Genomic DNA, 19,630 nt, shown 5'->3' on the forward strand with positions numbered 1-19,630 from the left:
GCGGGGCGGAAGGGGGTCGTGGCACGGCTGTCCATGGCGTCTCCTGTTCTGCGGTGCGGCCACGCATGAGCGGGCCCTTCGCCCGGAAGGCGGCAATAGGCGTCCTGCGGCACGAAAAGTCCGTGCCGCCATGTCCGGGGATCGTGGGAACACCATGCCGGGAAGCCACTCGATTCGGGCTGATCCACATCAGTGGGGCGACCGGTCGCAATCTCGGGCGCTACTCCCGGCATTCGGCCGGGTCCTGCCCAGGCTCAGCGGAGCAGGGGACCATCCTGGTCGAGGTAGGACGTATCGAAACCTGCGAGGTCCTTCAGCCGGTCGAAGTCGTCGAAGACCACACGGCCTTTCTGAAAGGTCACCAGCTTCTCCTCGCGCAGGTGTCTCAACACGCGGTTGACGTGCACCGCACTGAGGCCCAGCGCGTCGGCGAGATGATACTGCGTGAGCGGACAGTCGAAGCCGGTCCGGTCGGCCATCCCGACAAGGTTGAGCCGCGTGCCTAGTTCCAGCAGGAGATGCGCCGTGCGCTCCTCGGCCGTCCGGCGCCCGAGGTTGACGAGATGCTCCACCACCATCGCCTCGTCCCGAGAGGCCGCCCAGAGCACGGCGGTGGCGAGGCGGGGCGCCTCGGCGAAGGCTTCGAAGATGTCAGTGGCCAGCACCTCGGTCGCCTCGATCCGGGTCACAGCGTCGATACTGTGGTCGGAGGTTCTGAACAGGATGCTGCGCAGGCCGAGAAAATCGCCGGGGATCTGGAAATCGACGATCTGCCGCTGTCCGTCCGGCGTGATCTTGTAGGAACACGCCCAGCCTTCGGCGAGCACGAAGGCCGATGCGTTCGCCTGTCCCTCGTGGGTCAGTTCGTGCCCCTGCGAGAAGGTCCGGCGACGTCGGTAGAAGCGTGCAAGCGTCGCCAGATCGACGTCCGACAGGCCGACATAGGCCGAAAGCTTTCGGGTGAGTGGGCTTTCATGCATGACGTTTCAGGCTCATGGGGACACGAACGAAACCGAGGTCTAGCCGGAATAGTGGTGCCGCAGACTGCTCTGTATCAGCCCGGCGCGGTCACCGACGTATATGCTCTCCTTCTTTCCGGGCACTCCCTGCCGGATTTCTTCCTTCCGAGACAAAGGCACAGCCCACCATGACCGTTCCCAAAGACGTCGCAGGCACCGCCGCACTGGCCATATGCGAATCGCTTCTTCTCGCCCTGAACGACCTCGAGATCCTACCGGAAAGCGAAATCGTCGGCATCCTCCGCGATGCGGCCGCCGCACACGCGAACGCCCCGACCGGCGACGACGACGCACTGAACTCCGCCGTGGCGAAGCTCATCAACGGCATTCTCGACGGGGGCAACTCGGTGCGTCGTCCCTGAATGCGGTCCGCCGGGAGATGTGGCAGCCGAAGGTAATGTGATCGTGCACGAAATTGCAGATCGCCTGGAGGCAGCGCTCCGGAGCACAACGAGCGACGACCGCATGGCCGGCAAAAGTCTGCGGAACAAGCGGAGGTGGATACGCGTTGAGCGATTTGGAGAAAAGAAAGGAGAGACTGATGAACTGGGATCAGATCAAGGGAAACTGGAAGCAGATGACCGGCTCCATTAAGCAAAACTGGGGCAAGCTTACCGATGATGAGATACAGCAGGCCGAAGGGAATTACGATCAGCTCGTCGGGAAGATCCAGGAGCGCTATGGCATCGAAAAAGACGAAGCCCAGAAGCAGGTGGACGATTTCGCCGCAAGGCATTGACCGCTAGCTTGCAGTCGTGACCTCCAAGCCGTGCATTGATCCATCGGTTGCAAGAGAAGACTGCGCGTTGCCTTTGCGGCGCGCACTCTTGTTCTTCGGCAGAACCGGCGATGTCTGAAACTGCCTGGCCGAGGCAATTTCCCTTTCAAGGCCCATTGATCGTGGGCCTGTGCCGTTCCGAAATACGAGCGCCAATGTAGTCGGCGAATTATCGGATGAAAAAATGCGGAAGACACTTGTTTTCGCCATTGCCGCGCTTCTGCTGGCGAAAACACCGCTTCTTGCGCAGGCAAGTTTGCCGGACACGCGACGAGACGGTCAGGCCCCCCTGATCGATCAAACGCTCGTCGATCCGTTAAGGCCGCTCGATGCGGCCGAGATCGATCCGGACGATCTTCTTTGGCTTGCGCGCCCGCTGATCGTGTTCGCGGCGTCTTCGGCCGATCCGCGCGTCATCGAGCAACTGCAACTGTTGGCCGAGCAACCTGGACCGCTGATCGAGCGCGAGGTCATGGTCATCGTCGACACGGATCCCTCCGCCCGCTCGCCATTCCGAACCGAACTCCGCCCGCGCGGATTTTCGGTCGTCCTTATCACGAAAAGCGGCAGCGTTGGCCGCCGCTGGCCGAGCCCGCGTGATGTGCGAGAGATCAGCATCGCCATCGACAATTTTTCGCTGCGGCAGGACGCAGTGCGAACCGGCGAGTGACATCACGGCGTTCCGCGTCGGGACCGAGGAACCGCCGGCAAGATGCAACCTTTTCGGCTGCAGGCGAGTTGCAATTCCACCGAGTATTCCCTTGCAGCAGGAAACATCATGACCGCGGTTGATCCTCAGGCCCCCCGACCCGCCGACATTGCCGTTCGGCGTGTCTCCTGGGGCGCCATCTTCGTCGGCACCGTCGTGGCGCTGGCGCTCATGGTCTTCTTCACCACGCTGGGCATCGCCATCGGTGCGGCTGCGGTCGATCCGCTTTATGACGACGCTCCGCTGTCCGGCATGGGCGTGGGGTCCGGTCTTTACATGATCCTGACGCAGTTGATCTCGCTGGCCGTTGGCGGTTTCGCCGCTGCCAAGCTCGCGGGCGTTCCGCGCTTGCCGTCCTCGATCCTGCATGGCGCGGCGGTCTGGGCGCTCTCGACGGTGCTTCTGGCATGGGCCGCCATCGCCGGCGGCGGGGCGATGTTTGGAGCCGCTTCCACCATGATCGGTAATTCCGCCCGGGCCGCGGCGAACGTGGCCGAAGCCGTTGCACCCGATGATTTCTCGTTTCCCGACATCGGCGAAATGGCCTCCGAAATATCGGTCGAGAACCTTCCACCGGAAATTCGCACGACGCTCGAGGAGAACGGAATCACGGTGGATCAGCTGCGCCGCGAAACTCGACAGGCGTTCGAGAACGTCGTGAGCCAGCAGGAACAGGACCGCGCCATGAGCATCCTCCGAAACGCTCTCGCCGATGCGCTGCAGTCGCCCGGCAATGTGGGTCAAGAGGTCAACGACGCGGTGGACGCCCTCGTCAGCGGCCCGGAGGCGGTGTTCTCCGAAGAGGACCGCGAGGAAGTTCTGAGGGTTCTGCAACAGCGGCTTGGCTTGACCGAAGCCGAGGTCGAGCAGCTCGTGGTGGCGGTGGAGACGCGGTTCGAAAGCGCGGTGGACCAGATGCAGCAGACGCTCGACGAGGCCCGGCAACAGGCTCTGGAGGCGGCGCAAACCGCATCCTCGGTCCTGTCGACGACGGCATGGTATCTGACGCTGGCTTCGCTGCTGGGGCTCGTTGCAGCCGCTGGCGGTGCCTTTGCGGGCAAGCCGGACGGCTTCCTGGGCGACCGCCTGGACGATCGCCTTTAGGCCTCCGCGCTGCACGGCGGCGGATTGCCGGGCGATGGAAGGCCGCCGCAAAAGAGGTGTTTAATGACGGAGGCCGGCGCGAAGCGGTTGGGCGCTTGGGCGGCCGGCATCGTCTTGATCCTCCTGGCGGCCGTGACTGCGGCGTCCTTCCTTCCGTTGATCGAGACGAACGTCTGGTGGATCAGGTTTCTCGACTTTCCGCGCCTGCAATTCGGCTTCGCTCTGGCTCTCCTGCTCGTTGGAGTTGCCGTGTTGCGATCCCGGATCGGGACGATTGGCTGGGTCATCTGTGCGATCGGCGTGCTCGCCCTCGTTCATCAGAGCTCCCGGCTCTATCCATATACCCGGTTTGCGGCCCAAGCGCTGGCGGGAATGGACACCTGCGAAACCGGCAGTTCCTTCACCCTCCTGATCGCGAACGTGCAGGAACGGAACCAAGCCGCGGCCGCGTTCCTCGATCTCGTGGAGGACGTGAGCCCCGACCTCCTGCTGGTCATGGAGACGGACGAGTGGTGGGACCGAAATCTCCGGTCTCTGCAGGAGAGCTACCCGGAGAGGATGCAGTTCATTTCCGAGAGCGACGGCGCCTTCGGCATGCACGTCTTCTCGCGGCTGCCGCTGATCGACCCGAAATTCGAGTTCCTCTTCGACGGCTACACGCCGACGGCGGTCACGGGCGTGGAACTTCCCGGCGGCGCGGTGGTGCAGTTCGTCGGCGTGCATCCCCATCCGCCGCTGGCCTGGTCGCAGCCGACGACGCTCCGCGACGCATCGCTTCTGAAGGCGGCGCTTCTGGCAGAGGCCTCTACGTCGGCAACGATCGTGGCCGGAGACTTCAACTCCGTCCCCTGGGAAAGCGTCACAAGGCGCGCGGCGCGGATCGGCGGCCTGCTCGACCCGAGGATCGGGCGCGGCCTTCATCCGACATTCAGCGCCGACAGCCTCCTGATGTCCTGGCCGCTGGACCAGATCCTGTTTCAGGAGGAGTTCGGGCTGCTCGAATTCGCGGTGCTTCCTGCATTCGGCTCCGATCACCATCCGGTCATGGCAAGTCTCTGTAACGCTTCAGGCCGGGATATCCCGCAAGCTCCGCCGGAACCCGATCCCGGCGACATCGCCGAGGCCGAAGCCTCCATCGAGGCGGCCCGGTCGGTAGGGCCGACGAATGAAAAGGAATGAGACCTCCGCCACTCGGCCAGACGCGCGCTCGTGAAGGCTTGCGCCGGGGACTCATCGAACACATCGCACCGGCCAAGACTACAGGGTAGGGCTCATGTCCGAAAAAGCGGATCTCGACAGCGACAAGGAAGCCCGGGTTCACGAGCACGAAAGCGCGTCGTCCTCGGTCATCTTCGAGGCGATCCGACGTGCAGGCGAACACGAGCTTCGGCGGCCCGTCAGCGCGCTGTGGTGGTCGGGCGTCGCGGCAGGCCTTGCGCTCAGCACATCGGTTCTGGGCAAGGGATTTCTGGTCTCGGTCCTTCCCGACGCGGACTGGACCTCCGCGGTCTCGAACCTCGGCTACACGGTCGGGTTTCTCATCGTGATCCTCGGGCGGATGCAGCTTTTCACCGAGAACACGATCACGCCCATACTGACCCTGTTCCTGACGCCGACCGCGGGGAAACTGATGCAGATCGGCCGGCTCTGGGGCATCGTCTTCGCGGCGAACCTTCTTGGCTGCATGCTGGCGTCGCTCGTTCTGGTCTTCGGTCACATCGTCCCCAAGGCGCGCCTCGACGGCATTCTTTCGGTTGCGCGTCATTACGCCGAAGCGTCGGCCTTCGACCATTTTGCCCGGGGCATCCCGGCCGGGTTCCTGATCGCGGCGCTGGTGTGGGTCCTTCCGCGCATGGAAAGCGCCGGCGAAGTCCTGACGATCGTGATCGTCACCTACTTGATCGGGCTCGGCGGCATGTCGCATGTCGTGGCCGGTTCGACCGAATTGTTCATCCTCGTCCTTCTTGGTGAATTGGCCATCGGGCCTGCCGTTCTGGCGGGAATCCTGCCTGCGCTGGCCGGGAACGTCCTCGGCGGTATTGGCATCTTCGTAGCATTGACTTACGCCCAGCTGCGCGAGGAGATATGACCGGGCTGACCCGAGCGGCGCGGCGCGCTGGAGGATCGAGATCCCGCTTGTCACGGCTTCGATTGCGGCTCCCGCCGATTGCCGCCGCTCATCGGTCCTGATCTGCATTAGTGCGCGATGTCGGCTCAACTGGTATCTGCCTCGTTACGACCTGTATGGCGGCAAGGTGACGGCCCGACTGCCGCCGCGCCGACACGGAGCCTTCAGGGTTGCCCCCTGCAGAGCGAAGGACGGACACCCATGTCGCCAGTCGAAAATCCTTCGGGGACACCAGCGGAAGCGACCGAACTCGAACGGCGGGTGCTGGCCCATGAGCGGATCCTGCAAGCGCTCATCGCATACATGGCGCGAACGGAACCGCGTTTCATCGACCATCTGAGAGAACGGTTCGTGGAACCGATGCGCATGACGAAACACGAGCACGATTACCGCGAAACCGACGACTACGCGGAAGAATTCATTCGCGCCGTGATACTCCTTGGAGATCTTCGGCCGCCAATGGCAAAGGAGCCGGACATGACCGACAACGAAACCGCGCCGCCGGGACGCGGAGACGGACAGGGCTCTGGCATGGAGCGTCCGGAGCAGCCGGACCGGGTGCAGATCCGTGAGAGAAGCGGCATCTGGGAGGTGAAGGTCGACGGCAAGTTTCACGGTGACTACCATCAGAAGGAACACGCCCTTGCGGCCGCGGCCCTGGTCAAGTTGTCGACGCGCTGACCGGTAGCAACCGCCCGACGGTTCCGCAGGACTTCTCGATCCAGGTGGCCGAGAACGAAGGCATGCCCTCGCGTTCCTCGCGCAGGCGCGCCCCGCAACCGCTTGCCCGCGCGCGACGGTTGAGCGGAACGCTCACACTCGGACTGTCGAAGTCACGCACGGCCGCAGAGGGTCCCCGGTCCGCAAGCGAGGAGAAGGCGCATTTCCCGGAGAAGCCGACGAGACATCCGCGGGCAAGGTGCTGGCAGACTAATTCGAACCAGTCTCAGCTAGGACAGCGCCGCTGTCCCTTATGCCGCGCAGAGACCGCGCCACTCGGCGAGAGCGGCGGCGCGGTTGGCCTTGAAGTTGGGTCTGCTGGAGAGGCTGCGATCCAGATTGAAGTGGTTGGTGACGGAGGCGTGGACGGATGCAAACTTCTGCAGACTTCGCATCCGTCGGAAGCGGAGCATGGCACGCTCCCGTCGTCGGAACGGCAGGTGCGAGTTCTCAGCCCGGTTGTTCAGCCAGCGTCCCGTCTCCTGGCACATACCTGCACCGACCTCCTTCAGCGCGGCGCCGTAGGACCTCAGCTTGTCGGTGACGATGCATTTAGGCTTCCCATGCCGGCGCATGGCTTTCCTGAGGAATTTCAGGGCAGCCTTGCAGTCCCGCGTCTTCGTGACGAAGCTCTCAAGGACCTCACCCTCATGATCCACCGCCCGCCAGAGATAGTGCCGCTCGCCGTTGATCTTCACGAACATCTCGTCGAGGTGCCATCGCCAGTGGCTCGATCGCATGCCCTCGATCCGGCGTTTCCGGATCTCGGCAGCGAACCTTGGACCGAAACGGTGCCACCAGAACCGCACGGTCTCGTGGCTGATCTCGACGCCACGCTCGTGCAGCAGGTCCTCGACATTCCGGAGCGAGAGCGGAAACCGGACATACATCATCACTGCAAGGCGGATAATCTCGGGGCTCGTCTTGAACCATTTGAAGGGGCTGGATTGGGTCATGCGCCGACGCTACCGAGCCCTCTGCCCCGCCTCAAGCCAAGTTCATCTGACAACACCCCTCTGACAGAACCCTACGGCCGGAAGACCCCTTTGGGCCTTCCGGCAGTCTATCTCGAGCCGTTCCGTCAGTCGAAGCTGTAGATCAGCGACACGCCGAAGATGTGGTCCGTGTCGTCGAACCCAGGCTGGGGGTCCGTGTGATACTCCGTCGAGATGCTCGTCCTGAGCGCGAGCTGCCTGTCCATGGCGACGGTCAGGCCGAGCTCGTTCAGCACGACGGTATCGGACTCCGACCCGATGATGTCGGTGTCGTTGGTCAGGAAGGTCGTGTCGTTGATCATGTAGGAGAAGTTCGACGAAAGGCTGATTGCGGCTTCCTCGAAGTCCCGGTCGAGTGCGTTGTCGAGGCTCGCGACCCTGTAGCCCGGGCCGCCCTGCACCGACCATCGGACGTCCGGTTGATCGTAGACCAGGTAGCCTGCTCCGATACCGAAGAAGGTGTCCGACTCGTAGGCCGAAAACGCATCGACCGTTCCTTGGAGCTTGGCGAAACCGTAGGCGCGCGGCGTGAAATCGCGGGTGTATTCCAGGTCGTAGAAGAGACTCTCCTCGTCCGTTGTCCCTTCGGTCTCGCTGTAGGCGTAGTTCAGCTGGAGGCTGTAGCCGTTGACCCCGTCGTAGAAGCCGAGATTGGCGCCGATACCGAGGTCGGCACTGTCGCTGTTGCCGCTCGACGCAGTGCCGCGGAGCGAGAGCGAGCCGTCGAAACCGACCTCGCGCCCGAGGTTTCCGAACCTGTCGAAGTCGGTCTCGAAATCCTCTTGGATCTGTTCTCCCAAAGCCTCGTTGCGCGTCTCGGCTATGTCCGTATTGTCGAAGGCGGTCTGCGCAAATGCAGGCGACGCGACAAGCGCTCCGGCGACAATGATCTGTGGCAATCCTTTGATGATCATCGGATTTCCTTCCCGTGATTTGCTTGATTGAACGACATGAACCCTAGTGCCGTGCTGTGCGGCGTCCAGAAAAGCAACGACCTGGAGAGCCGGATGGGTCCGGGATAGCGTGGGATCTAGCGTGTGCCTGCCGCGCTTCGTAAGCTCCCCAGGCATAGAAATGAGACTGCTCGCATGACTCTCAGAACCGCAGTGTTCGCCTGCTTCGGCGCAGGCCTTCTATTTCTGGTGATCGCGGTAGCGGTCGTACTGCCGGGCTTTGCCGAGCGGATCGGGACTCGCACGCTGGGTCATACTGGGAGGCAAGCGCGATGATGTCCGCGGTCAGCGCCTCCTCGTCGGGAGGCCCACGCGGGGCCTTCCGTTGGGTCGATCGATGCCGGCCGAGGACACGACAGGCAAACCGTTCGGAGACACCAAACTTCTGCCTGACATGGTCGACACAGCGACGGCGACGGGCGGGGCTCAGAAGTTTCGCTGACGCGGACCTTCGGTTCCCGAGGCGGCCTCCCTCAGGATCAGCTTCTCGAGCGTAAGGTCCGACACAGCTTTCCGAAGCCGCTCGTTCTCCTTTTCCAGCTCCTTCAGACGCTTCACCTGGTTCGTCTTCAGGCCGCCGTATTCCTTGCGCCAACGGTAGTAGGTGAACTGCGTCACGCCGATCGACCGCACCGCCTCGGCCACCGACTGGCCTTGCGACACCAACACGTCGAACTGACGCAGCTTCGCGACGATCTCTTCTGGCTTGTGCTTCTTCTGGGGGGTGCTGGCAGACTAATTCGAACCATGACCTGCCACGGGACTTTCATCCAGCCGCGACCGGAGCCCGGTTGTCATTTATGCCTTTCGGCACGGGGTGAGCAATCGCCCGGCACGCGGAGCTTTCATTTCGCGCAGCGGGTCGGGCGATTGCGTCGGCGAGGTGCAGGGCGAAGCCTGCGGGGGTCTGGTAGCCGAGCGCCGAGTGGGGCCGCGCGGTGTTGTAGTCGGCGACCCAGGCGGCGATCAGATCGCGGGCATGGGCAAGGCTGCGGAAGAGCGTCTCGTTCAGGAATTCGTCCCGCATCCTGCCGTTGAAACTTTCCACGAAACCGTTCTGCATCGGCTTGCCGGGCGCGATGTAGTGCCATTCAACCCTGTGCTCGGCACACCACTTCAGGATCGCGTTCGAGGTCAGTTCGTTGCCGTTATCGCTGACGATCATTCCCGGCTTGCCGCGGCGTTCGATCAAGGCAGTCAGCTCCCGCGCCACGCGGCGGCCCGAGATGGACGTGTCCGGGATTGCCGCAAGGCATTCGCAGGTGACGTCATCCACCACGTTCAGCACCCGGAAGCGCCGTCCGCAGACGAACTGGTCATGCACGAAATCGAGCGACCAGCGCGCATTGGCCCGCGCCTCGATCAGGATCGGCGCCCGCGTGCCGATCGCCTTGCGACGCGCCCTTCTTTTGCGCACCGTCAGCCCTTCCTCCCGATAGAGCCGGTAGATGCGGTTGATCCCCGACGGCTCCCCCTCGCGCCGGAGCAGCACGAAGAGCCGCCGGTAGCCGAACCTGCGCCTCTCGTTGGCAAGGTCCCGCAATCGTCCCCGCAGCGCCGTATCCGGGGCGCGCCGCGACCGGTAGCGCACCATCTTCCGGTCCGCCCCCGCAATCTTGCACGCCCGCCGTTCCGACAGCCCGAGCTGGGCCTTCAGATACGCGACAGCCTCGCGCTTCACGGCGGGCGTCACCATTTTTTTGACAGGAGCTCCTTCATCGCCGTCATGTCGAGCATCTGCTCGGCCAAAAGCTTCTTCAGCTTGGCGTTCTCGTCTTCAAGCGCCTTCAGTCGCTTCGCCTCGGGCACCGTCATGCCGCCGAACTTGGCCTTCCAGTTGTAGAAGGTGCCTTCCGACATGCCATGCTTGCAGCACAGGTCCGCGCACTTCGCCCCGGCGTCGTGCTCGGCCAAGATCCCGATGATCTGCTCGTCCGTGTATCTCGTTCGCTTCATTGTCCGTCCTCGGTTTGGGGCGGACTCTAATCGGCGGTGGAGGAAAAAACTCGTGGCAGGTCACCGGATCTCGGCCGCGAACATTGGCCCGAACCGATGCCACCAGAAGCACACGGTCTCGTGGCTGATCTCGACGCGGCGCTCGTGCAGAAGATCCTCGACGTTCCTGAGCGAGAGCGGGAACCGGATGTACATCATGACAGCCAGGCGGATGATCTCGGCCGACGTCTTGAAGTACTTGAAGGGGCTGGGGTTACTCATCTTGGAACGCTACTCAGCCCCCCCCCCGCCCCGCCACAAGCAAAGTTCCCCTGACTGACCTGCCCCGCCTCAAGCCGGGTTTCTCTGACAGGGCCGGCTAACGGGGTCAGCCTACTGCCTCAAGCCAAGTTCCTGTGACAGAACCCCTTGAACAGGTCAGGTCTGGTCATGTTCCGACGCTAAAAGTCCACCCTGCCCGTCTCAACCGCAATTCTTCTGACAATATTACACCACGTGCACAAGAAATGGTCAGTCTAACTCGAAAACGACACCGATCGTGTAGGACACGCGCGACCAGAGCAGGCATGTGTTGCACGATGCCGCCCCCCTGCCCTACTTTTGAAATGACTCTGGCACAGTCAAAAGGGCCAAGCGGACTCCGAGATCGCGAGATCCCGGTCGTACCGCAGGCCTTATTGACACATAGCGCCACACGAAGGCGCCCACGCCAGGGAGTTCATCTCAATGCCCATTAAGCATCGTGCGGCCGCAGATCTGCCGCACCACCTAACATCTGCCGCCGAGGCCGCACGGGCCTCGGGGTGCGCTTTGACGCGGCGGGAGTTCCTCGCCACGGCGAGCATTTACGGGGCTTCTGCCACCACGGCCTGGGGCATGATGGGCCTCGCGGCGCCCGTCATGGCACAAGCAACACCACGCATGGGCGGCACCGCCCGGGTTCAGGGCGTACTCCGCGCGATGAAAGATCCGCTGGCCTTCGACTTCAACATGCTGGCGAACTTTGGGCGTGGCTGGCTCGAGTACCTCGTCTTCTACAACAGCGATGGCACCTTTAGTCCGATGCTGCTCGACAGCTGGGAGATCTCGCAAGATGCTACGCGATACACGCTGCGGTTGCGTGAAGGCGTGACCTGGAACAACGGCGACCCTTTCACCGCCGCGGATGTCGCCTTCAACATCCGGCGAATGTGCGACAGCACAATTGAGGGAAACTCCATGGCCGGGCGCCTGGCGGCGCTGATGGCAGACGGGCAGGCCCGCGAGGATGCGATACAGGCCGTGGACGACCTGACTGTCGTCCTAGTCCTATCACAACCGGACATCGCGGTGATCCCAAACCTCGCGGACTACCAAGCGGCCATCGTGCACCCATCCTTCGACGCGTCGACGATGCTGGATAATCCGATCGGAACGGGCCCCTACCTGCCGACGGCCTACGAAGTGGGCCTGCGCGCCGTACTCGAGCGCAATACGACCCACACATGGTGGAACGAGGGCAACGGCGCCTGGCTCGATCGTATAGAGTTCATAGACTACGGCGAGGACCCGATTGCATGGGTCGCGGCGGCTGAAGCCGACGAAATCGACCTCATCTATGCTCTGGAGGGCGACTATGTGGACGTGTTCGGCGCCTTCGAAGACTGGCGGGTCGAGGAAGTCTCCACCGCCGCGACCATCGTGATACGTCCGAACGCCCTCGCCGAGGTCGGCGGCGCGCGTCCCTACGCCGATGCCCGCGTCCGCCGAGCGCTGGCGCTGGCGGTGGACAACCAGGTCATCCTCGATGTGGGCCAGTCCGGACAAGGCATTGTGGCGGAGAACCACCACGTGGCACCGGTACATCCGGAATACTCGCCCATGCCACCCATCTCGCGAGACCCAGCCGCCGCGCGAGCGCTGATGGAAGAGGCGGGTATGGCCGACTACGAGCACGAGCTCATCTCGCTCGACGCCGGTTTCATGCGCGACAGCGCCGATGCTTGCGCGGCTCAGCTTCGCGATGCCGGTATCCCAGTTCTGCGCACCATCATCCCGTCGTCGACCTTCTGGAACAACTGGAGCGGCTACCCGTTTTCAACGACAATCTGGAACCACCGACCCTTGGCCGTTCAGACTTTCGCTGTCGCCTACGTGTCAGGAGGCTCCTGGAATGAGACCGGAATCGCCAACCCTGAGATGGACGCCATTGTGGCAGAAGCGCTGACCATTCCGGACGTCGAGGCGCGGCGAGCCCTGATGCGGCGGGCGCAGGCGATCATGCAGGAAGAAGGCATCCTGATCCAGCCTTACTGGCGGTCGCTCTACAACGCGCAGAAGGACGGGCTGCGGGGCGGCGAGATCCACGTCAGTCAGGTCATCGACCCACGCGTGCTATACTGGGTGGCGTGATCAGCACCGCCAGACGACTGAAAGGGCCGCCTCAGGGCGGCCCTTTTCTCGTTCGTTCGCGTCAGAGCAGAAGCACGATCAGGACAAAGAAACCCCAGTACATCAGCATGAAGTGGTTCGACTGAGCCCATTGGTGGCAATACCAGTAGGCGAAGTAGTTGCCGCCGATGACGAAGCAGCCCCACACGAGCGTGAAGAAGGCGGACGAGACGATCGCCGCGCCGGTTGCAACCTCAGACGAGGCCGCCCGCGCCGCCGCGAGGACCAGCAAGAGAGCCGAGACGACAAGGGAGATGGCCGCAAGCGTTTCGGCCGCCCGGATCGTGTGGAAGAGGCGGCGGATCGTGGCGGGATCCTCGATCCGGCGATGCGCGACGAGGCGGTAGTCTTCGGGATACTCAATCGCCATGAGGTCGAAGCGCACGACCATGGCCACCCCCTCTTCGTTCATCTTCGGATGGCGCCAATTGTCGGCGACCGCGACCGCCATCCAGGTCCCGAGACCGGCCACCAGTGCGGCCTCGACAAGCAAGAGCAAGCTGTCCATCTTCCCTCCGTCAGGCCGGTTCGGCGTCGAGGCGCATGGCGGTGAGACCGTCGCTTTCCCGCACGCTGGAACAGATGCTGGACAGCTTCCTCGGCTGCTCGTAGGGCCATGGCGTGCCCCGGTGCATGACGGCGCGCTGGTCCCAGAGAAGGACGTCGCCCACCTCCCAGCGATGCGAATAGACGAAACGCTCCTCGGTGCAGAACCCGGTCAGCTCGGCCAAAAGCGCCTCGCCCTCCGCCTCGCCGTAGCCGTCGACCGCGAAGGCGTGGCTCGCCAGGTAAAGCGCCTCGCGTCCGTTGACGGGATTGGTCCAGACGGCGTTCCAGCGCTGGTCGGGCCATTTGTTGAACATCGGCAGTTTCGACAGCTCTTCCGAGATCTTCTTGCGCGAATGGCTGTAGCGGTGGTGGATACCGCGGCCGCGGATCTTCGCCTTCATCGCCTCGGGCATCTCGGCCCATGCCGCGCGGGAGGAGGCAAGCTCAGTCGCGCCGCCCTCGGTCGTGACGATGCGCGCCACGAGGATGTTCGTCAGCGACGGCACGGGCAGGAAGGTGCTGTCGGAGTGCCAGAGGAAGTTCGTCTTGAGATTCAGCGTCTTGAGGTCCATCTCTCCGTAGGTCGTGCCGTCGTCCTGCACGTTCGAGACCTCGGGGACCCTGAACGCCTCGCCGGGCTTGCGGGTATCGGCGTCGCGATCCTCGACCGGGCCGAAGAGGCCGGCAAGCTCGATATGCTTCTCCTGCGAAAGTTCCTGCCCCCGGAAGAGAAGCGCGGAGTGCTCCTCGAAGAGCGCGCGGATCTCCGGAAAGAGGTGTCCGGCCGTGACCTCTATGAGGTCGATGCCCTTTACCTCCACGCCGAAAGTCGGGTTGAGCGGTCTCAGGTCGATCGTCGTCATCGTCTGTGTCTCCTCAGGATTGCGCGGGCGCCCGGCCGAGCGCCTCGATCTCGTCGGGGGAGAGGTGGCGGACCTTCTCCCATTCCAGCGACTTGCCGGGATTGAGCAGGCCCTTGGGGTCCAGCCGCTTCTTCCACGCCAGGTGGCGGTAGTCGGGCTGCATGTGGTTGCCCTCGATGACGTGGACATGGGCGTCGTAGACGATGAAGCCGTCCGCCTCGTAGGTGGCGTTGATCTCGGCGAGGCGCTCGGGGCTCTCGAACCAGATGATCGGGAGATCGGCGCACCATATCCTGCCGCCGGCGCGCGTGAACTCGTGGTGCGGCCAGACGTCGTTGCCCTGGCGCGCGCGCATCGCCGCGACGCGGTCGGCGTCGGCGGGATCGGGCACGCCGATCTGCTGGTAGGTGGCGGAGCGGTCGGACTTCAGGACCTGCAGCGTGGTGTGGTTGTAGGCGAACTCGAAGACATGAGGCAGCTTCGCCGCCTGCCGCTCGCTCTCGACCATCGCGAGGTGGAGCGTGCCGCCATGGTCCGCCACGAGCGCCCGGAGCGCGTCGAGCTGTTCGCGCGGAACCAACGTGACGAGGAGGTGGCACCCCTTGGGCACGTGGTCGCCGAGCCTCGGGAAGTAGTCGGCGATGCGCGCGTCGACGACCGAACAGAGCTTTCGCGCGATCAGGGCGTCCGGCGCGGAGGCGAGCGCGTGGCCCGCGGCATAGGCCTCGCGATAGCCGTCGAAGCCCGCCATGCAGCCGACCCAGTCGCGCGTCGGCACGGTTCGGAGCGTCACCTCGGTGATCGCGCCGTTGAGGCCCCAGGCATGGTGGATGGCAAGCGCCTCCTCCGCGTCGAACACGTGCTCCACCGGCTCCGCCTCGACCGAAAGCGCCTTGAGGCTGCGGATGTTGCCCGTCTCGCGGAGCGGCCCGTTGGCGATGGAGCCGATGCCCGCCGAGCCGCCCGCGACGAAGCCGCCGATCGTGGCGATGTCCTGCGTGGAGGGAAACATCGCCATCTCTCGGCCCGTCGGGAGAAGGGCCGCGTTGATGTCGGCCATGAGCGCGCCGGCCTCGACCCGGACGAAGTCCGCGCCGATCTCGAGGATGCGGTTCATCGCGGTGGTCTCGACGATCAGCCCGCCCTTCAGCGGGACCGCCTGCCCGTAGTTGCCCGTCCCACCACCGCGCAGGGTCACGGGGATGTCGTGGGCATGGGCCACGGCGAGGCAATGGGCCAGTTCCGCGCGCGTCGCCGGTCGGGCGACGAGGTCGCCGAAGGCCCGGCGCAGCGCGGCGTTCAGGATCGGCGAATACCAGAAGAAATCGCGGCTGCGTTTCTTGACGGTGATCGGGTCGGCGATGGTCTCGACGGGGGCGAGGGCCTCCGCAATGCGGGTCCAATCGGGGGCGACGGGCGTGACATCTTCAGGCATGAGTGTGTCCGGTTCTTGCGGCCATGGGATGCCGGGTGAGGGGAAAGGGCTGGGCGGCTCCGGCGACGAGGCTCGAGAGGCTCGGCACCTCGAAGACGAGAAGGTCCTCCGCCCGTGCGCTGTCCACGTAACCGGGCGCAAGGCCCATGGCGCGGCGTGCATCGGTGGTGATCGTAGGCAGTTGCCACCCGAAGGGCGGGTCCAGGTGCCCGGCGAGGACCGCCAGCGAAAGCGAATGGAGCGGATCGTGCCGGCCAATCGGGCAGAAGGCGTCGCGCACGTTGTCGGTGCCGATCACGATGGCGACGCCGCGCGCGGCCAGTTCATGAAGCCGGGTAAGACCCCGTCGGTCGGGCGTTCCGTCGCGCCGGCCCTGAAGGTAGAGATTCGTAGTCGGAAGTGACGCCACCGCGATCCCGGCCGCGGCGAGCTTGTCGCCGATGCGCGCGACATCGCCCTCGCCGCGCGAGGCAAGGCTGCAGGCGTGCCCGCAGAGCACCGGCCCGGCGAAACGCGTCTCGAGCGCCACATCGGCGATCAGTTCGAGCCCGTCGAGGGAAGGGTCGAGCCCCTCGTCCACATGGAAGTCGACAGGCAGGCCGAAGCGGTCGGCCATCGCGAAGAGGACGCGCAGGCCCTCGCGCCGATCTGGTTGGTCAAGTAGGAAGCTGCCGAGAACCCCGTCGTCCCGCGCCACCCGGCGCGCCACGGCCTCGGCCCGGGCATGATCAGCCATTTCGTCGATCGCGGTCAGCGCAGCTCGCTGCAGCGTCACGCCGCGCTCTGCGGCATCGGCGGCAAGCTCGCCGAGCACCTCCCATGCCAGCGGAACCTCGGGATGCCCCCGCCCTGTCGTCCAGTCGACATGGCTGCGCACCGCACCACAGCCGGCCGCGATCAGTTCGTCGAGCCCGCGTCCCGCGCGATGGGCGAGGTCCTCGGCCGTCCAGTGCGCCTTGTCGCGCGCCTGCGCGGCGATGGCGACGGCAAGGTCGCCCCCCACGCCCGCGCAGCGGTCGAAACTGTGGCACTTGTCGAGATGCACATGCGCCTCGGTCAGACGAGGAAGCACGAGGCGTTCCGGACGGCCGGGCGCCCCGGCGTCGAGCCGCTCGGCCCGGCCGTACCGCAGGACCAGCGTCCCGCAGCGAAGATCGCCTTCGACCCCGCCGCCGAAGGCCGTCTCGTTTGCGAGGAGAGCGCGGGGCACGCCCACGCCGGGCAGCCGGATGGTTTCGGACATCGCGTCCATCACGCAGGGCTCCGGTGATCGAAATCGCGGAATTCAGCGAGGAAGGCCGCGAAATTGCGCGCGGCCGATGAGAGAAGCCTCGCCCCACGCTCTGCATTCGCGTCGGTAGCGTCACCCACGACACCTGTCTGCGACAGGTCGTCGATGATCCAGGCGGGCGCGGCGGCGTCACCCGTCAGGCCGAGGAACCGCTGCCGCGCGTGCCAGTCGGGCAGGACGCTGTCGGGCGCGGGGGCGGCGCCCATATCGACGAGATCGGGCCGTGCGGCGAGCATGGCTGAGGTCTCGCTCGCCCCGGCATGGAGGTCGCGGGCATACTCCGCGGGCGCGAAGAGCCCATCCGTTTCGGCAAAGCGCGACCAGCTGCAACTCGCCACCAGAAGATCGTGCGAGATGCGCAGGTCTCGCGCCGCGACCTGGAGAAGCGCGGTATTGCCGCCGTGGCCATTGAAGAGCACCAGCCACGTCACGCCCGCGCGCGCCACGGACCGGCCGACGTCGCGAAGGACGGCCAGAAGCGTCGCGGCCGACAGCGCGAGCGTGCCGGGGTGGCGCATGTGCTCGTCGCTCTTGGTGATCCGCAGGGTGGGCAGGACAAGGACCGTCACGCCCCTCACGAGAGGCAGGGCGCGGTCGATCACGGCCTCGACGAGGTCATACTCGACCGACAACGGCAAATGCGGCCCGTGCTGCTCGACCGCGCCGAGGGGCAGGATGGCCACGGAATTGGCCGGAAGCGACCGGAAGTCCGGCGCGCGGAGTTCGGCCCAACGGGCCACGCGCGGCGTCATATGGCACACCTTTCTGCGACGCGGGCGGTCAATCGTTCAGACAGGAGCGATATCAGGTCGATCATGCGCACACGATCCTTCCTTACCGAGGATGGTTCGCGGCCCTACAGATCCGTGCCAGAGACATTTTAAAGATGGCAGAAGGCGCGAAAGGGTGCAAGGGGCGACCAACGATACGGAAACGTCTTGCGAACCGCGGATCCGACCTCCGATCGTCACATAGCGGGTATTGTTGCCGGCCGAGATCTCCGGTTACGATCACGGCGACGGCGCAATTCGGATATGCGCAGCCCCCGCAGCCCAAGATGTGGAACGACCGATGCCCGACGATCAGAGAACAGTGTCGTTCACCCAAATGAAGGACGGCACGAAGGAGGATTACGAACTCCTCCGCGATCTCGAAACGCCCTATCACGAGGGAACGGCGACCCGTCTTTTGAATGAACTTGCGCTCCAAGGCGAGGAAACGCTCGATGGTTACAAGATCACCCGGCTGGACCATGCGCTGCAATGCGCGACACGGGCCCGGCGCGACGGCGCAGACGCCGACTGGATCGTGGCCGCCCTTCTCCACGACATCGGCGATCGGCTCGCGCCGCAGAACCATGACCGCATGGCGGCCGAGATCGTTCGGCCCTTCGTACGGGAAGAGGTGGCCTGGGTGGTCGAACACCACGGGATCTTCCAGACCTACTACTACGGTCATCACTATGGCTGGGACCGCGACGCGCGCGACCGCTTCCGGACCGAGCCCTACTGGCAGAGTTGTGCGGACTTCTGCGAACGCTGGGACCAGAGCAGCTTCGACCCGGATTACGCGGCGGACCCGCTCGACAGCTTCACCGACGAGGTCCATGAGGTCTTTGCGCGCAAGGCCTACGATCCATCAGTGATCGCCAAGGGCCTAGTGACGGGGCTCCCGCGCAAGCTAATCCAACGCGGTGACTGAACAAAATTGGGCCCGGATCATCGCGCGAAGACACGCGTTCATGTGCGGCAGCACCATGACAGTGCTGGCAGACTAATTCGAACCAGTCTCAGCCAGGACAGTGACGCTGTCCCTCAGCCCGCGCAGAGACCGCGCCACTCGGCAAGAGCGGCGGCGCGGTTGGCCTTGAAGAGGGGTCTGCTGGAGAGGCTGCGATCCAGATTGAAATGGTTTGTGACGGAGGCATGGACGGAGGCGAACTTCTGCAATGTTCGCATGCTCCGGAACAGGAGCATCGGGCGCTCCTGTCGTCGGAATGGCAGGTGGGAATTCTCGGCCCGATTGTTCAGCCAGCGTCCCGTCTCTTGGCGGATATCTGCACCGACCTCCTTCAGCGCGGCCCCGTAGGACCTTAGCTTGTCCGTCACGATGCAGTCAGGCTTCCCGTGCCGGCGCATCGCTTTCTTCAGGAATTTCAGGGCCGCCTCCTTGTCCCGCGTCTTCGTGACGAAGCTTTCGAGCACCTCGCCTTCGTGGTCGACGGCGCGCCAGAGGCAGTGCCGCTCGCCGTTGATCTTCACGAACATCTCGTCGAGATGCCACCGCCAGTGGCTGGACTTCATGCCCTCGCTCCGGCGTTTACGGATCTCGGCTGCGAAGGTCGGACCAAAGCGATGCCACGAGAACCGCACGGTCTCGTGACTGATCTCGACGCCACGCTCGTGCAGCAGGTCTTCGACGTTGCGCAGCGAAAGCGGGAACCGGACGTACATCATCACCGCCAGGCGAATGATCTCGGGGCTCGTCTTGAACCACTTGAAGGGGCCGGGTTGGGTCATGCGCCGACGCTAGCCAGCTCCCTGCCCCGCCTCAAGCCAAGTTCCTCTGACAACACCTCTCGTGGAGTTGCCATCGCCAACGGCTGGATCGCATGCCCTCGATCCGGCGTTTGCGGATCTCGGATGCGAACAGCGGGCCAAAGCGATGCCACCAGAACCGCACCGTCTCGTGGCTGATCTC

19 protein-coding genes and 2 pseudogenes are annotated in these 19,630 nt (G+C 64.4%); 9 read left to right on the forward strand and 12 right to left on the reverse strand.

Features of this window, described 5'->3' with window-relative positions:
* Positions 1-254: 254 nt before the first annotated feature.
* Complete coding sequence (locus P6F26_RS18880; protein WP_278030259.1) at positions 255-980, reverse strand: Crp/Fnr family transcriptional regulator; 726 nt, start codon at positions 978-980, stop codon at positions 255-257.
* A 167-nt stretch (positions 981-1,147) separates the two neighbouring features.
* Here P6F26_RS18880 and P6F26_RS18885 point away from each other — a divergent pair, with 167 nt between their 5' ends.
* From P6F26_RS18885 to P6F26_RS18915, 7 genes are all read left to right on the forward strand, one after another.
* Entirely contained in the window at positions 1,148-1,381 is a 234-nt protein-coding gene (locus P6F26_RS18885) for a hypothetical protein (RefSeq protein WP_278030260.1), read from the forward strand.
* A 179-nt stretch (positions 1,382-1,560) separates the two neighbouring features.
* Positions 1,561-1,758: a CsbD family protein gene (locus P6F26_RS18890; protein WP_278030261.1), complete on the forward strand. Its 198-nt coding sequence runs from the start codon at positions 1,561-1,563 to the stop codon at positions 1,756-1,758.
* Between the two features lie 223 nt (positions 1,759-1,981).
* Positions 1,982-2,467, forward strand: coding sequence for a DUF4174 domain-containing protein (locus tag P6F26_RS18895; protein ID WP_278030262.1), 486 nt, complete (start codon positions 1,982-1,984; stop codon positions 2,465-2,467).
* A 108-nt stretch (positions 2,468-2,575) separates the two neighbouring features.
* Positions 2,576-3,610 (forward strand): hypothetical protein, encoded by a 1,035-nt coding sequence (locus tag P6F26_RS18900; RefSeq protein WP_278030263.1) that lies wholly within the window; start codon positions 2,576-2,578, stop codon positions 3,608-3,610.
* 63 nt (positions 3,611-3,673) lie between these two features.
* Entirely contained in the window at positions 3,674-4,789 is a 1,116-nt protein-coding gene (locus P6F26_RS18905; RefSeq protein ID WP_278030264.1) for an endonuclease/exonuclease/phosphatase family protein, read from the forward strand.
* Between the two features lie 94 nt (positions 4,790-4,883).
* Positions 4,884-5,699: a formate/nitrite transporter family protein gene (locus P6F26_RS18910; protein WP_278030265.1), complete on the forward strand. Its 816-nt coding sequence runs from the start codon at positions 4,884-4,886 to the stop codon at positions 5,697-5,699.
* 240 nt (positions 5,700-5,939) lie between these two features.
* A complete protein-coding gene (locus tag P6F26_RS18915) occupies positions 5,940-6,419 on the forward strand; it encodes a hypothetical protein (protein ID WP_278030266.1) in 480 nt (159 codons plus the stop codon).
* A 290-nt stretch (positions 6,420-6,709) separates the two neighbouring features.
* On the opposite strand, the gene P6F26_RS18920 is transcribed toward P6F26_RS18915, so the two are convergent.
* The 5 genes and pseudogenes from P6F26_RS18920 to P6F26_RS18940 form a co-directional block, all read right to left on the reverse strand.
* On the reverse strand, positions 6,710-7,414 hold the full coding sequence (locus tag P6F26_RS18920; RefSeq protein WP_278030267.1) for an IS6 family transposase: 705 nt from the start codon (positions 7,412-7,414) through the stop codon (positions 6,710-6,712).
* 125 nt (positions 7,415-7,539) lie between these two features.
* Positions 7,540-8,367: a DUF481 domain-containing protein gene (locus P6F26_RS18925; RefSeq protein ID WP_278030268.1), complete on the reverse strand. Its 828-nt coding sequence runs from the start codon at positions 8,365-8,367 to the stop codon at positions 7,540-7,542.
* A 292-nt stretch (positions 8,368-8,659) separates the two neighbouring features.
* Positions 8,660-9,102, reverse strand: a pseudogene (locus P6F26_RS18930) (transposase); the annotation flags it as partial.
* Between the two features lie 70 nt (positions 9,103-9,172).
* A protein-coding gene (locus P6F26_RS18935) for an IS3 family transposase (RefSeq protein WP_278030269.1) occupies positions 9,173-10,362 on the reverse strand; the annotation gives its coding sequence in 2 pieces (ribosomal slippage) (positions 9,173-10,101 and positions 10,101-10,362; 1,191 coding nt in all).
* Positions 10,363-10,425: 63 nt separating this feature from the next.
* A pseudogene (locus P6F26_RS18940) lies at positions 10,426-10,623 on the reverse strand (IS6 family transposase); the annotation flags it as partial.
* Between the two features lie 465 nt (positions 10,624-11,088).
* Between P6F26_RS18940 and P6F26_RS18945 the strand changes: the two are divergent.
* A complete protein-coding gene (locus P6F26_RS18945; RefSeq protein WP_278030270.1) occupies positions 11,089-12,753 on the forward strand; it encodes an ABC transporter substrate-binding protein in 1,665 nt (554 codons plus the stop codon).
* A gap of 61 nt (positions 12,754-12,814) precedes the next feature.
* On the opposite strand, the gene P6F26_RS18950 is transcribed toward P6F26_RS18945, so the two are convergent.
* From P6F26_RS18950 to P6F26_RS18970, 5 genes are read right to left on the reverse strand one after another with little or no spacing between them, the layout of a single operon-like run.
* Positions 12,815-13,300 (reverse strand): DUF2165 family protein, encoded by a 486-nt coding sequence (locus P6F26_RS18950; RefSeq protein WP_278030271.1) that lies wholly within the window; start codon positions 13,298-13,300, stop codon positions 12,815-12,817.
* A gap of 10 nt (positions 13,301-13,310) precedes the next feature.
* Positions 13,311-14,204, reverse strand: coding sequence for a TauD/TfdA dioxygenase family protein (locus P6F26_RS18955; protein ID WP_278030272.1), 894 nt, complete (start codon positions 14,202-14,204; stop codon positions 13,311-13,313).
* Positions 14,205-14,217: 13 nt separating this feature from the next.
* Positions 14,218-15,639 (reverse strand): FAD-binding oxidoreductase, encoded by a 1,422-nt coding sequence (locus P6F26_RS18960; RefSeq protein WP_278030273.1) that lies wholly within the window; start codon positions 15,637-15,639, stop codon positions 14,218-14,220.
* Complete coding sequence (locus P6F26_RS18965; RefSeq protein ID WP_278030274.1) at positions 15,632-16,882, reverse strand: amidohydrolase family protein; 1,251 nt, start codon at positions 16,880-16,882, stop codon at positions 15,632-15,634. Before P6F26_RS18965 ends, P6F26_RS18960 begins: the two co-directional genes overlap by 8 nt.
* Before the next feature lie 8 nt (positions 16,883-16,890).
* Entirely contained in the window at positions 16,891-17,682 is a 792-nt protein-coding gene (locus P6F26_RS18970) for a creatininase family protein (protein WP_278030275.1), read from the reverse strand.
* A 319-nt stretch (positions 17,683-18,001) separates the two neighbouring features.
* On the opposite strand from P6F26_RS18970, the gene P6F26_RS18975 reads away from it, so the two are divergent.
* Positions 18,002-18,631: an HD domain-containing protein gene (locus P6F26_RS18975; protein WP_278030276.1), complete on the forward strand. Its 630-nt coding sequence runs from the start codon at positions 18,002-18,004 to the stop codon at positions 18,629-18,631.
* Positions 18,632-18,744: 113 nt separating this feature from the next.
* Here the strand turns inward: P6F26_RS18975 and P6F26_RS18980 are convergent, their stop codons facing one another.
* Positions 18,745-19,449: an IS6 family transposase gene (locus P6F26_RS18980; RefSeq protein ID WP_278030277.1), complete on the reverse strand. Its 705-nt coding sequence runs from the start codon at positions 19,447-19,449 to the stop codon at positions 18,745-18,747.
* Positions 19,450-19,630 lie beyond the last annotated feature (181 nt).

This window comes from Roseicyclus salinarum (assembly GCF_029624655.1).
GTDB classification, from domain to species: domain Bacteria; phylum Pseudomonadota; class Alphaproteobacteria; order Rhodobacterales; family Rhodobacteraceae; genus Roseibacterium; species Roseibacterium salinarum.

Bases quoted from the DNA above. Each gene is read 5' to 3' on its own strand.
- P6F26_RS18880 (WP_278030259.1), bottom strand. From the start codon at position 980: ATGCATGAAAGCCCACTCACCCGAAAGCTTTCGGCCTATGTCGGCCTG.
- P6F26_RS18885 (WP_278030260.1), top strand. From the start codon at position 1,148: ATGACCGTTCCCAAAGACGTCGCAGGCACCGCCGCACTGGCCATATGC.
- P6F26_RS18890 (WP_278030261.1), top strand. From the start codon at position 1,561: ATGAACTGGGATCAGATCAAGGGAAACTGGAAGCAGATGACCGGCTCC.
- P6F26_RS18895 (WP_278030262.1), top strand. From the start codon at position 1,982: ATGCGGAAGACACTTGTTTTCGCCATTGCCGCGCTTCTGCTGGCGAAA.
- P6F26_RS18900 (WP_278030263.1), top strand. From the start codon at position 2,576: ATGACCGCGGTTGATCCTCAGGCCCCCCGACCCGCCGACATTGCCGTT.
- P6F26_RS18905 (WP_278030264.1), top strand. From the start codon at position 3,674: ATGACGGAGGCCGGCGCGAAGCGGTTGGGCGCTTGGGCGGCCGGCATC.
- P6F26_RS18910 (WP_278030265.1), top strand. From the start codon at position 4,884: ATGTCCGAAAAAGCGGATCTCGACAGCGACAAGGAAGCCCGGGTTCAC.
- P6F26_RS18915 (WP_278030266.1), top strand. From the start codon at position 5,940: ATGTCGCCAGTCGAAAATCCTTCGGGGACACCAGCGGAAGCGACCGAA.
- P6F26_RS18920 (WP_278030267.1), bottom strand. From the start codon at position 7,414: ATGACCCAATCCAGCCCCTTCAAATGGTTCAAGACGAGCCCCGAGATT.
- P6F26_RS18925 (WP_278030268.1), bottom strand. From the start codon at position 8,367: ATGATCATCAAAGGATTGCCACAGATCATTGTCGCCGGAGCGCTTGTC.
- P6F26_RS18945 (WP_278030270.1), top strand. From the start codon at position 11,089: ATGCCCATTAAGCATCGTGCGGCCGCAGATCTGCCGCACCACCTAACA.
- P6F26_RS18950 (WP_278030271.1), bottom strand. From the start codon at position 13,300: ATGGACAGCTTGCTCTTGCTTGTCGAGGCCGCACTGGTGGCCGGTCTC.
- P6F26_RS18955 (WP_278030272.1), bottom strand. From the start codon at position 14,204: ATGACGACGATCGACCTGAGACCGCTCAACCCGACTTTCGGCGTGGAG.
- P6F26_RS18960 (WP_278030273.1), bottom strand. From the start codon at position 15,639: ATGCCTGAAGATGTCACGCCCGTCGCCCCCGATTGGACCCGCATTGCG.
- P6F26_RS18965 (WP_278030274.1), bottom strand. From the start codon at position 16,882: ATGTCCGAAACCATCCGGCTGCCCGGCGTGGGCGTGCCCCGCGCTCTC.
- P6F26_RS18970 (WP_278030275.1), bottom strand. From the start codon at position 17,682: ATGACGCCGCGCGTGGCCCGTTGGGCCGAACTCCGCGCGCCGGACTTC.
- P6F26_RS18975 (WP_278030276.1), top strand. From the start codon at position 18,002: ATGCCCGACGATCAGAGAACAGTGTCGTTCACCCAAATGAAGGACGGC.
- P6F26_RS18980 (WP_278030277.1), bottom strand. From the start codon at position 19,449: ATGACCCAACCCGGCCCCTTCAAGTGGTTCAAGACGAGCCCCGAGATC.